A 9,035-nucleotide genomic window follows, 5' to 3' on the forward strand; every position below is an offset into this window, starting at 1 on the left:
TGGAAACAATCGGCGCGGTGAGCCATAACCCCATTGTCAGCCTGCCAGCTCTGGCTGCCTGACCCGAACCCGATCCCGATCCTGCCGTGGATTGACGGTTCCTACACCACCTCCTGGGACACGACCCCTGATGGACATGGCGGGCATCGAAGGGCCGCAGGCCACGCCCAAGGGGTTACGCCATGGGTTTGGATGTCATGGCATAGGTTCTGGCCTGCCGGAATCACTTGTAGGCCGCCTGATGGGCCATGCCGATGGCGGCGGCAAATCCACCCGGATCTACACCTATGTCGTCAATGCCGAGGAACGCGCACTCACTGCGCGCATGTGGCGAGGGCCGCTTTAGAGCGGTTTTCGACCGTTCTAAAGCGGCATTGGATTCCGTTCAGGCGCGATTTCTGATTCAGAGTCCGTGCTGGTGAAGGAGGCCGGCATGGATGGCCCTTTCGATGGATTTGCGCACTCGGCTTTTGGCAGCAGTGGATAGCGGATCGAGTTGCCGTGCTGCGGCGGACCGGTTCGGTGTAGCACCATCAACGGCGGTCCGCTGGTGTGCACAGCAGCGCGAGACGGGTGACATTGCCCCAAAGCCCCGCGGCGGGGATATGCGCTCGCGGCGAATGGAAGAGCGGGCAGCGGACATTCTGTCACCTATCAATAAAATAGGCAGCGCAGGCGCGCGTGTTGCTATCAAGCTGGTACTGGGCATTCATATTGGTGGGGTCGGCGGCGGTGTCCGTGCAGGGCGGGCCATAATTATAGGCACGAACATTCCCGGTGGCCGGACGCCCGTCATCCATCTTGGTATCAATATTCCACAATTCCTGCGCCCCAAGCACGCCAGAGCGCAAGGAATAATCGCTGGGCGAGGGCTTGCCAAAAACAAACAGCGAGCCGTATTTACCCGCAAATGTATGGGTCGTTCCGGCATAGGGCGAACTGATATAGTGCCGTTGCCAGCCGCTGCCCCCGCCAAATTTCGAGGCCGGGATATTTTTCCCGATCACGGAAAAACCGCCATCGTCCATGCCGGTGAAGTTTCCTTCCGCCAGACCGGCATTGGCCAGATGCTGCCAGAAACGGAACCCCTCGATGGAGGCCTCGCTTTTCCCGTCGCCATTGCCGTTGCAGGTACGCATGTCGGTGCTGGGGGTGGTGTTGCAACTCGTCGTGTAATTGTCGCTGGCATTGCCTGCCACGAACCCCCAGAAGGCCGTGGCGTTGCGCATGTCGCCCGGTAACGCCATGTACCTGTCGCGGAATACTTGGGTGGCTGCGACCCATCGGTCATATTCGGTGGGGATCGCCCGCAATTCCGCCGCGCGAATGAGTGATTGCCCCGCCAATATGCCGCCCGTCAGCAATCCCAGAATGACCAGAACAATCGACAATTCGACCAATGAAAATGCTGCGCGCATCGCTCCCCCTTTTGTTGGTGATCGGGGAGTTAGCAAACCCTCTATCGAAAGGTTGCGCATGCCGTTAGCCGAGAAGGGCCTGAACATACCCCGACCAGACGGTTGGGGAGTGCGGGTATCGGCTGCACAAGAAGCCGCGATAGAGAGGATTGCTATACCCCGCGCCCTTTTCAAGGCGCGGTCATAATTTTATGATCTAGCGCCCCAAATTACAATTAAATTACAATTAAATTACCATTTATGGTAATTTAATTACCGAACGACGTTCCGTTTTTCATTCCCCCGTCACCCGCCGAATGCTGGTGACGATGGCCCCCTGCGGCGAGTCTGGCCAGATGGCGGGCGCATATTCCAATATGGTGGCGATGCTGCCCTGCTTGATGCGCTGCGCCAGTTCATCGAGGCCGCGCCCTTCGATGACAAACTGCCGCATCCCGAAGTCTAACGACACCATCTTATCGCCAACATATTCCACGGCGAACAACCCATGGTAAGGCAAGCCAAACCCCAGCCAATGCCCGCCGCGCGGATCGAAGCGCCGAAGGCCCAGCATCGTCGCCGAACGGCTGCGCCCGCGCTGGATGATCCATGGGCGATAGTTTCGCAAATCGGGCGCGATCACATCGTCTTCCAGCGCTGCATCGTCAGGCGGCGCTGGGGTTCGAGTAGGGCCAGTACTTGGCCCCGCACCTTCCCCGAACAAGCGTTCCTGCCACTGGGTGCCGAGTTGTTTCGCCGGGTTCCATGGGTTTCCGGGTTGGTCTGCCATTCTCAGCGCTCCCATGCGGGCGCGAACGGTTCGGGCGGTTCGCGCTCCGGCTTGTCACGCGGCGGGGCCAGCGCCTCAATCTGGCGGTCGATCCAATCCACATAGCGCTGCGCGGTGCGCATCATCGTGGCCATGGACTGGCCACGATCCATCGCGGCGAACGCCGCTTTGGCGCGCTCCTCAACGGCGCGATAATGCCGCACCATCTGATACTGGCCGAACCGTTCCTGCATCACGCCATGCAGTTCCTTGAGGCGTAGCGCCACGCCGAGATAGGGTTCGGGCATTTTCGAGAGGCCGCGCTCAAGGTAGCTGCGCCGGTCTACACGCTCCCGCGATCCGGCGCGTTGCAGCGCGTCGTTGGCGGCCTTCTCCCACGCCGCTCGAATGGTTTCGTACAGGGTGGCGCTGTTCCAGCTTTGCGCGTTGCTCTCGACCATGACGGGCCGACCGTCCTCATGGGTGCGCCCTTGGGGGCACTCTACCCATTCGTGACGGGATTTCAGCCCGAACCCCTCGACGGTCAGATGCCGCATGGTCAGCAGCACATGGGCGTGCGGTTGCTCGCGCCCATCGGCAGCTTTGGGGTTATGCACCGTCAAATCGGCGATCATGCCGCGATCCACGAACTGGGTTTTGACGAACTGACGAACCAGCGCGAGCCGGGTTTCGGGATCGAGTTCCCGTGGCAGCATGATCCGCACTTCGCGGGCCACCTGCGCGTCGCGCCGCTTTTCCATTTTCTCGGCAAGGCCCCATAGCGCCTCCCGGTCGAGCTTGCGCGCCCATGCCGGGGCATTGTCCGGCACGATGATTTCCTTATGCACCACATGCTCCTTGCGAGTGTAGTCATGAGTGATCCCGGTGCGCGCATCGGTCAGCCGCTCCCCGGCACGGTAGGCGGCAGCGGCCACCGCGCTATGGCCTGCCGATCGCCGTATTTGGGTGACGCGCATACTGAACAGGGCCATGGTCGAACCTCCTTTGCTCAAGGTTGCCGTGGCGTGCGCGATAGTTTCTGTTGTTATTATATTTGGAAGAGAGTTCCGCGGAACAGTTCACAGCTACGTTCTGGCGAACGTGAACCCTGCGGAAGCCTCTTCAAGAACGAAAATCGTCGCACTTTCACGGTTAACAAATCGTAAATTCGGCATGGAAACAGGCTGTTTCTCACCGCCCATTTCCCAGCACCTGCTGGCAATAATCGGGCATGGCATGATAGGCGGCGTCAAGTGTCGGCATCGCCGATTGGGGCTTGGCGAGCACCGTCACCACATCGTCATTGGCTCCCCGGCGACGGGCCGATCCACGCACGCGGCGACCATAGCGCCGCCACAGGAAGACCACGCTGGCTGCGATCATCACCAGCGCCATCCATCCCAGTGCCAGTTGGTAGTCGGGCCGCTCCTGGGCCTCGCTGGCCAGATACGCCACCACTCCCAGCACGAGAATGCAGCCCAGCGGCTTGCGCCACCAACCGGACGGATGGCGCGGCACACTATCAGCCATGCCGTCCCATGCACGCTTCCATGCCCGGTAGGCATTGGCTCGCTCGCTGATCTTTGCGATCCATGTGAGGGCAATTAGCAGGACCACGGCGGGCATGAGTGCATCGACACCCGTCTGCCAGCACCCGAACAGGGCGACACAACAACCAAGCGCCAGCGGCGTGGCGACGATGGGATGGCCGATCAGCTTGATCGGCAGGCTCGGCTCTCTCATTGCTGGAACTCCGTGACGATGAAACAGTCATTGCTGGCAGCGAAGCGGCGGGCGGCCTGCACCCACAGGGCCGACACCCGGAAGTTGTTGGCAGGCCCACCGACCTTGAGGCCGCGCGCGAAGAAGTCCGGCGGCACGAGCCAATCCATCTGTTCTGACCAGCCATGGCTGGTGCCCTGATTATAGCCATGCCCGCGATTACGGCCCCAGTTGTCACCGCCATTTTCCGAGAGCGGGCGGTTGTTCAGAGCGTTCGCCACGAGCCCGCCACGCGGGCCGAGCACGCTGCTTTCCGGGTTCTGCTCCGACCAGCCGGAGGACTCCCCCATGCTCATGCCGTAGCTTTGGTTCGTGCCCTCGCTGGCATTGAAGCTGCTGCGCCGCCGCACCACCTTGCCAATGGTTTCCGAAGCCCATTGGTTCGTTGTCGTGCAATGGTTCGCGCAGAAGATGCGTGTGCCCATATTACCGACGAGCTGATGTACCCGATCATGGGCGCTGCTGCCGCCCAGCTTGGCGTACATGCTGGGCAAATTCTGGGTGAGGTAAATTGCGCCGCATCGCGACGAGCGCGACATGGCAAGGAACGCCGCGTCCCCTTCGGCCACGATCTCCTGACATTCATCGGCGTAACAGAAGACGAAATTTTCCCGCAGCATGGGCGGCAGCGCATTACGCGCCAACACGGCGGTTTGCCACGCATCCTTGAAGATCATCTGGCACAGCACACCATCGACCCCATGGGTGGCGCGCGACATATCCAGCACGATGATCGCGCCCTGAAAGGTCAGTTCCGGCACGAGGTTGCTCTCGCCGCACAGCGCGTTGCGCAGCCAGCCGGTATTGAGGCGCTCCAGCATGGCAAAGCCCGCGAGGATATTGCCGCGCAGTTTGGCATCCATGGCGGCAAAGCCGCGCCAGAATGCCACCATCTCTTCGCCCGTCACCGCGTCGAATTGTTCGGATGCACGCAGGAAGCAGCGCACGAAGAAGCCCATTTCCTGCTGCCATTCGACGCTCAACATCTGCTCAAGCGACGTGGGCGCGCTACGCAGGCAGGCCAGTATGTCCGAAAGCCGCACATTGCCCGTCGCCGCCTGCACCAGCGGCAGCAGGTAGGTCAGCAGTTCGCGTAGCTTCTCCGTCCAGAACGCGTCGCCGTTATCGCCGCGCAGGGCGCTGCTGGCCCGCACCAGTTCGACAATCTTCATCAGATATTCGATGACCGCGCCCACGCTATCACGGCCCAGCCGCCCCAGCATGTAGTTCAGGAAATTGAATCCGTGATTGCGTCCATCCCAGATGATGAGCGAATCCAGCCGCCCCAGCTTCGCGCAGAGGTCATGGATTTCTTCCGCCTCTCCGGGTTTGGCGCAGAGGATGATGCCGCCGCAGCGCTTGGCCAGCAAGGCTGCTAAAAGATGCCTGCCGGGGCCAGAAGTCTTGCCGCCGCCCGTCACGCCCGTGCAGAAAATATTCTGTGCCAAATCCCTGAAGGTCAGAATGTCACCCGCCGCCGAAAGCCGCATCAGCGGTTCGTCTAAGCTGTCCCGCCGCATTGCCATGACTTGCCCTCCCGTCAGCGTTCCATATCGTGGCCGTGGGCCTGTTCCTGCGCGTGGCCATGCTCTTGTGGCCTGCCCCAGCCCAGCCGTTCCCCGATGGATTTTTCGTCCCCCATCGACCGATCCGTGCCGAGCGTGATGGTCTGCGACCGGGGCGTCACCACGCGCCCAAACCATGGGTTTTCCAGAACCTGTTGGCGTACATCGTGGATGGCGCTACCAAAGCCGCGCGCCAGCCAGTCAAAGGCTTTGCCCATCGCATTGTCCTTTCTATGTCAGGGAAGCGGCGTGGGACGGATGCATCAGTCCCACACCCAGGCCATCATTCATCAAATTGCGCCGCACACGCGCGGCAGACGAAACGATGGCGAAGAAAGTTGATGATCTTCACCGAGGCCAGCCGGGTCAGCACATCACCCGCTGCGCCCAGATGCCCCAACCGCCGCAGCAGCGTGACGCCACGCACCGCCTGCCGGAACGGCGTTTCATCGACGAGATTGGAGGCATAATCATCGCTGCCGCAATTGGGGCAGATGATATGCGCATCCTGCGAAAGTTCTCCCCGGTCAATACCGGGCCAAGTCGCGGCTATCATAATCGCTTCTCCATGGCTGAAGGGCGCACGATCCCGTCACGCGGAAAGTCCCCGCGCCCGAAAATGACGATGGTTGAAAATCAGCGTTGGGGCGCGGTGGCCCGATGGATCAGGCCGCACCCAACTCGTGGCCGGGGCCTGCATCGAATGTGTGGCCGCAACTTTGGCAACGGCAGTCTTTCATCAGCGCGTCGATCGCCCGCAGCACGACCGCGCCCAGTCCCGCCAGCACGGTCACGCGCTTGATGCCGATGGCCTGTGTGGCCTGCGCGAACTGTGTCGCGCGTTCAAGATATTCGCCCTCGATCTTGTTCGACACGATATGGGGCGAATGGCATTTGGGGCAGTGCATCATCGCATTTCTCCGTGAAAAGGGCGCGCATTTTCCATCACGCAGATCATGCGCGCCAAGGGCATCCGGTTGAGGATGAAGGTGCGTGCAGCGGCATAGCCGCCGCACGTCAGTTGAATTGGTGGCCGCAGCTTTTGCAGCGTTTCAGACCGCCACCCGGCAGGCGTTTGTAAATCTCGTTTCCTGCCGACACGACGCCGACCGCCGCCTTGAGATAGGGATGCGGGTAGTTCGCCGCCGCCTGCTGTTGCAGCCATTGCCCAAAAGCATGTTTGGCGTAGCGGTTATTCGGTTCGGCGCTGGTGGTCTTGCCACCACATTGCGGACATTTGGGATAGAACATCGCTCAATCTCCTGTTGGCGGCGCGCAGCGTCCCGTGCGCGGGCGCATCGCGCCGCGTTGGTTTTCGCCACGTTGGTTAGTAAAACGCCGCGTCAGCGCGGCATGATGGGCGGCGGCACTTCGCCAGCCCGAAGCCACCGCAATATCCAGTCGCGTATATCCCCCGCGATACAACCGCCGGGAGCGGGCCAGACATTGCCGCTCGTATCGAAATCATGGATCATCATGGGCGTTCTCCCCGTAGGCGGTGCGCAGGTTCCCGCACACCGCCGTTCAGCGCATGGCGCTAGCCAGCGGCACCACCGCAGCAACCGCCGATTTTTGCGCCGACCGCCGCGCCCGCAGGCCCAGCGATCAATCCGCCAATGACGGTGCCAATGGCCACCGCCGCACCGGCGTTAACGACACGTTCCCAGAAACCGGGCTGCTTATTATCACTCATGCTCACACTCCCTCATCTCCCCGTGACTAGGCCGAGTGAGCCGGTCCACGCCCGATAGGGCGTGTGGCGGTTGGCTAGCCTTCTTGTGGGGTATTCAGGCCGTTTGCGACCATGAGGAGAGGATGCCGATTCGTCAGCGACAGGTCAATTCATTTTTAATGAATTGTTTTTGAATTTATCGTTTGCGATATCGAGCATTGTTCAGGCGCTGCGCCTCACGTACGGCCTCCGCGCCCGTAAATTTTCCCAAATGCTCCTTAATGGCTTCGTCGCCAGCGCTCAGCAGGCGGTCATTTTCCTCGCCTTTGGTAAGAAGCTGAACATCGGCAGGCATCTCATTGCCTTCACGCACCCATGTATTGAGTTCGTTCACCAAAGCGGCATCGAGATTGCGAAGTGCACGTTTGGGGATGCCCTCGGCCAGACCATAAGGGCCATACACACGGCGAGCGAAATCAGGGGCAGTTTCGCCCGGCACACGGTCTTTCCATCTGATCGGCGCTTCGGCGGGAAAGGGAGGCATCTTATTCGACGCTTTAGCTGACTGGGGGGATGAAACGTGCTCCACAATATCATGTAAGGCTATTGCCCCACCACTTTCTATAGACCTCTCTGCAACCAGAATATTGGCGATAGCCCTCGACACCTTCTCATGCTTGTCGTTATCAATTCCAGCATCTCTATAAATTTCATCCATGACGGACGAAATTCTTTCTACCGAAACTGAAATGATTTTACTGTAATCTCTATCTTCTATACGGTTATTTTTCTCATAATCATCAAAACCATTCAATAAAAATTCTGTATTTTTATTTTCAAGCCTCTCTCGGTTCCAATTTCCGAACCTGATGCTGTCACCGGGGCGGACAGTTAAATGGGTTATCCGCCCAGCGGGCTTCCCCATGAAGTCAGCATCAAATTTTACATGCAGTTGAGGCGGCAAGGGCTTTTTAGCCATGATAAACCCTTTCCTTAAACAAGAGCATGCTCTTCATGACACCCTGCGAAAAGGGGCAATCATGCTGCAAGAAAGGCCCTTCGCAATGCAGTCACAGACACTTACAAATGCTGGAAATGGCGGACGGTTTCAAGAGGGCTTGCCTTCGGTCCGCGCTCTAGGCGCTGCGCGCCCGGAACCGCTCATGCGTTTTCCGCCGACCTTTTACACTGTCAGGCGCAGCGATCCGTGTATACGGCAGCCTCCCGTGGCGTAAGCGGTGGAAGTTTACCGTCCAATTGCAGACTGAACCCTTCCCATGGCTGTTGTCCCCCGCGTGCTGGGGCGATCCAAAGGGTTGCCGTCTGTTTGGATACCCCCGAAAGTCGATACCATGTCGGCGCGCCTGCTATCTTCATTTTCGTGCAGCGTACCGGGGCGACCTGATACCCTGCATCCCGCAATGCTGCGAGTAGAGCAGCCTCGCCAAGCGGTGGCCCATCGTTGCGAAAATACAGGTTCGTCACCATCGTGCGCGCGCCGCCTGCCAGCACCTTCATTGACTGACCCTCCAGCGTAATCGTGCCGCTACGCCGAAAATATTCGCCATTGGACATGGGCTTGTCCAGCATCTCCGGCGGCAGCGCCGCCCAGGTGACAGACGGAACCACTTCCAGCGCTCGCCAGTCGTAGAATCCGTTGCTGGGCAGCGAGGAAGGACGCAGCAGTGCGCCCAATGCCGTGGCAAATCCCTTAGCATGTGGCTGTGTCAACGGCGGAGCAAAAGTCGGCCATTCGGCGGCGTAAAACCAGGCCATCGTGTTACATGCCGGGGGGAGTGGCGTGAGGGCGTAGCCCGAGGGCCACTCCCCCCGGCATTGGTGTAATTTTC

The 9,035-nt window shown here is 59.9% G+C and carries 14 protein-coding genes and 1 pseudogene; 2 read left to right on the plus strand and 13 right to left on the minus strand.

Annotated elements, in window-relative coordinates; translation table 11 throughout:
• Positions 1 to 130 precede the first annotated feature (130 nt).
• Both EWH12_RS20970 and EWH12_RS22935 read left to right on the plus strand, forming a co-directional pair.
• Entirely contained in the window at positions 131 to 346 is a 216-nt protein-coding gene (locus EWH12_RS20970; protein ID WP_129927715.1) for a site-specific integrase, read from the plus strand.
• A gap of 91 nt (positions 347 to 437) precedes the next feature.
• Positions 438 to 650 (plus strand): annotated as a pseudogene (locus EWH12_RS22935) (helix-turn-helix domain-containing protein); the annotation flags it as partial.
• Here EWH12_RS22935 and EWH12_RS20980 read toward each other — a convergent pair.
• The 13 genes from EWH12_RS20980 to EWH12_RS21025 form a co-directional block, all read right to left on the minus strand.
• Positions 648 to 1,418 carry a type II secretion system protein gene (locus EWH12_RS20980; RefSeq protein ID WP_207212463.1) on the minus strand — a complete coding sequence of 257 codons (771 nt, stop codon included), beginning with the start codon at positions 1,416 to 1,418 and terminating at the stop codon, positions 648 to 650. The pseudogene EWH12_RS22935 and the gene EWH12_RS20980 sit on opposite strands and share 3 nt — an antisense overlap.
• 274 nt (positions 1,419 to 1,692) lie before the next feature.
• Positions 1,693 to 2,187: a hypothetical protein gene (locus tag EWH12_RS20985; RefSeq protein WP_129927717.1), complete on the minus strand. Its 495-nt coding sequence runs from the start codon at positions 2,185 to 2,187 to the stop codon at positions 1,693 to 1,695.
• A gap of 2 nt (positions 2,188 to 2,189) precedes the next feature.
• Entirely contained in the window at positions 2,190 to 3,158 is a 969-nt protein-coding gene (gene mobQ / locus EWH12_RS20990) for a MobQ family relaxase (protein ID WP_129927718.1), read from the minus strand.
• A 199-nt stretch (positions 3,159 to 3,357) separates the two neighbouring features.
• Positions 3,358 to 3,909: a hypothetical protein gene (locus tag EWH12_RS20995; RefSeq protein ID WP_129927719.1), complete on the minus strand. Its 552-nt coding sequence runs from the start codon at positions 3,907 to 3,909 to the stop codon at positions 3,358 to 3,360.
• Positions 3,906 to 5,474 (minus strand): type IV secretory system conjugative DNA transfer family protein, encoded by a 1,569-nt coding sequence (locus tag EWH12_RS21000; protein WP_165363684.1) that lies wholly within the window; start codon positions 5,472 to 5,474, stop codon positions 3,906 to 3,908. The genes EWH12_RS20995 and EWH12_RS21000 overlap by 4 nt, the downstream gene beginning before the upstream one ends.
• A 14-nt stretch (positions 5,475 to 5,488) precedes the next feature.
• Entirely contained in the window at positions 5,489 to 5,731 is a 243-nt protein-coding gene (locus EWH12_RS22390; RefSeq protein ID WP_165363685.1) for a hypothetical protein, read from the minus strand.
• 65 nt (positions 5,732 to 5,796) lie between these two features.
• Positions 5,797 to 6,069, minus strand: coding sequence for a hypothetical protein (locus EWH12_RS21005; protein WP_129927721.1), 273 nt, complete (start codon positions 6,067 to 6,069; stop codon positions 5,797 to 5,799).
• Between the two features lie 109 nt (positions 6,070 to 6,178).
• The gene (locus EWH12_RS21010) at positions 6,179 to 6,424 is read right to left on the minus strand and encodes a hypothetical protein (RefSeq protein ID WP_207212462.1); all 246 of its coding nucleotides are present in this window, start codon (positions 6,422 to 6,424) and stop codon (positions 6,179 to 6,181) included.
• Positions 6,425 to 6,530: 106 nt separating this feature from the next.
• A complete protein-coding gene (locus EWH12_RS21015) occupies positions 6,531 to 6,764 on the minus strand; it encodes a hypothetical protein (RefSeq protein WP_129927723.1) in 234 nt (77 codons plus the stop codon).
• Between the two features lie 92 nt (positions 6,765 to 6,856).
• Positions 6,857 to 6,991 carry a hypothetical protein gene (locus tag EWH12_RS22940; protein ID WP_277986042.1) on the minus strand — a complete coding sequence of 45 codons (135 nt, stop codon included), beginning with the start codon at positions 6,989 to 6,991 and terminating at the stop codon, positions 6,857 to 6,859.
• A gap of 59 nt (positions 6,992 to 7,050) precedes the next feature.
• On the minus strand, positions 7,051 to 7,206 hold the full coding sequence (locus tag EWH12_RS22395) for a hypothetical protein (protein ID WP_165363686.1): 156 nt from the start codon (positions 7,204 to 7,206) through the stop codon (positions 7,051 to 7,053).
• Positions 7,207 to 7,381: 175 nt separating this feature from the next.
• A complete protein-coding gene (locus tag EWH12_RS21020) occupies positions 7,382 to 8,164 on the minus strand; it encodes a hypothetical protein (protein WP_129927724.1) in 783 nt (260 codons plus the stop codon).
• A 212-nt stretch (positions 8,165 to 8,376) separates the two neighbouring features.
• A complete protein-coding gene (locus tag EWH12_RS21025; protein WP_129927725.1) occupies positions 8,377 to 8,961 on the minus strand; it encodes a hypothetical protein in 585 nt (194 codons plus the stop codon).
• Positions 8,962 to 9,035 lie beyond the last annotated feature (74 nt).

This window comes from Sphingobium cupriresistens (assembly GCF_004152865.1).
GTDB lineage: Bacteria > Pseudomonadota > Alphaproteobacteria > Sphingomonadales > Sphingomonadaceae > Sphingobium > Sphingobium cupriresistens.

Coding starts and splice junctions, on each gene's coding strand:
- EWH12_RS20970 (WP_129927715.1), top strand. CDS start 131: ATGGACATGGCGGGCATCGAAGGGCCGCAGGCCACGCCCAAGGGGTTA.
- EWH12_RS20980 (WP_207212463.1), bottom strand. CDS start 1,418: ATGCGCGCAGCATTTTCATTGGTCGAATTGTCGATTGTTCTGGTCATT.
- EWH12_RS20985 (WP_129927717.1), bottom strand. CDS start 2,187: ATGGCAGACCAACCCGGAAACCCATGGAACCCGGCGAAACAACTCGGC.
- mobQ (WP_129927718.1), bottom strand. CDS start 3,158: ATGGCCCTGTTCAGTATGCGCGTCACCCAAATACGGCGATCGGCAGGC.
- EWH12_RS20995 (WP_129927719.1), bottom strand. CDS start 3,909: ATGAGAGAGCCGAGCCTGCCGATCAAGCTGATCGGCCATCCCATCGTC.
- EWH12_RS21000 (WP_165363684.1), bottom strand. CDS start 5,474: ATGGCAATGCGGCGGGACAGCTTAGACGAACCGCTGATGCGGCTTTCG.
- EWH12_RS22390 (WP_165363685.1), bottom strand. CDS start 5,731: ATGGGCAAAGCCTTTGACTGGCTGGCGCGCGGCTTTGGTAGCGCCATC.
- EWH12_RS21005 (WP_129927721.1), bottom strand. CDS start 6,069: ATGATAGCCGCGACTTGGCCCGGTATTGACCGGGGAGAACTTTCGCAG.
- EWH12_RS21010 (WP_207212462.1), bottom strand. CDS start 6,424: ATGATGCACTGCCCCAAATGCCATTCGCCCCATATCGTGTCGAACAAG.
- EWH12_RS21015 (WP_129927723.1), bottom strand. CDS start 6,764: ATGTTCTATCCCAAATGTCCGCAATGTGGTGGCAAGACCACCAGCGCC.
- EWH12_RS22940 (WP_277986042.1), bottom strand. CDS start 6,991: ATGATGATCCATGATTTCGATACGAGCGGCAATGTCTGGCCCGCTCCC.
- EWH12_RS22395 (WP_165363686.1), bottom strand. CDS start 7,206: ATGAGTGATAATAAGCAGCCCGGTTTCTGGGAACGTGTCGTTAACGCC.
- EWH12_RS21020 (WP_129927724.1), bottom strand. CDS start 8,164: ATGGCTAAAAAGCCCTTGCCGCCTCAACTGCATGTAAAATTTGATGCT.
- EWH12_RS21025 (WP_129927725.1), bottom strand. CDS start 8,961: ATGGCCTGGTTTTACGCCGCCGAATGGCCGACTTTTGCTCCGCCGTTG.